This window comes from Gammaproteobacteria bacterium, assembly GCA_003696665.1.
Classification (GTDB): Bacteria; Pseudomonadota; Gammaproteobacteria; order Enterobacterales.
The window spans coordinates 1-1,133 of record RFGJ01000107.1; the positions used below are offsets into that span (position 1 = coordinate 1).

The 1,133-nt window shown below is 52.4% G+C and carries 2 protein-coding genes; one reads left to right on the forward strand and one right to left on the reverse strand.

What is annotated here, in order from left to right; translation table 11 throughout:
• Positions 1-170 precede the first annotated feature (170 nt).
• Positions 171-458, forward strand: a complete 288-nt coding sequence (locus tag D6694_03550; GenBank protein ID RMH46423.1) for a hypothetical protein — start codon at positions 171-173, stop codon at positions 456-458.
• 100 nt (positions 459-558) lie between these two features.
• On the opposite strand, the gene D6694_03555 is transcribed toward D6694_03550, so the two are convergent.
• A complete protein-coding gene (locus tag D6694_03555; GenBank protein RMH46424.1) occupies positions 559-1,086 on the reverse strand; it encodes an SOS response transcriptional repressor in 528 nt (175 codons plus the stop codon).
• Positions 1,087-1,133 lie beyond the last annotated feature (47 nt).

Consider the following 1,133-nt stretch of genomic DNA (forward strand, 5'->3'; position numbering starts at 1 on the left):
GTGGTATATGTCAACACATAATGTGAGAACGGAAGCACATTCCGTGCTGGTCATGCCGCCAGACATGGCGGGAGAGGGGAGGACAAAGGAAATTAGATTTGACTTTCTTTCCGGCGTGGTCTTATCTTGTTCCGTGCCGGGATGCCGGTAGATCGTTTTAGGAGGGCGCTATGAAGCGATTGTTTATTCTTATCGCGATGTTCGCTGTGCCTGCCGTGGCGTGCGCAGATCAGTGGGTCAATGGCTATGTTCGCCGGGACGGAACCTATGTGCAAGGTCATTGGCGCAGTTCCCCGGATGGGAACCCATACAACAACTATTCAACGCAAGGGAATATCAACCCCTATACTGGCCAGCGGGGCTATCGGACGGTGCAGCCAAGCATGCCGTCAATCAATAACAGCTATCAGAATCCTTACGATGATGATTACCTCGATCCGCTAAACAACGGATGGTGAATAAAAAGGGCCGCATCAGCGGCCCTCTGCTTTACCTGACGCCTGCATAGCAGGCCGCCCCTTTGTGCATGGCAGGATGCATCTATCTGCACGGCAGGCATCATCGCCTATATTTTCTATGCTCAACTTCTACGCCAATGATTCTTCCGGGATGCTCAGCGTCTATCGTGAGGGTAGGGTAGTCATCATTCAGGGGCACAAGCTCAATTACGCCCGGCGAGCGGACGCGATACTTTTTGAACGTCGCCTCTTGTTCATCATCTAATTTAGCAACCACATAGTCACCCGGACGGGGTTGTAGTGATGGATCAATAATCACACGATCGCCCGGCCGAAATTCTGGCAACATTGAATCCCCAGTAATTTCAAGGGCAAAGGCCCCATCGGACAATCGCAAGTCTGTATATAGATACTCGAACCCATCGCCGGGCGGATAGTCATCATGCACTGGCGACCATTCACCGGCCTGCACACAGGAAATTACAGGCACGCGCGTAAGGTGCGAAGGCTCGTCCTCTATCGGGCCTTCGCCGGTGGCAAGCCAAAGAACCGAGACATCCAACGTTTTGGCTATCTTCTCTATGTCCTCAACTTTTGGTTGGCGCACATCCCTTTCATAATTGCCGATCCTCGACTGCCTCCATCCACAACGTTCGGCAAGAGCCTCTTGCGACA

Bases quoted from the DNA above. Each gene is read 5' to 3' on its own strand.
- D6694_03550 (RMH46423.1), top strand. From the start codon at position 171: ATGAAGCGATTGTTTATTCTTATCGCGATGTTCGCTGTGCCTGCCGTG.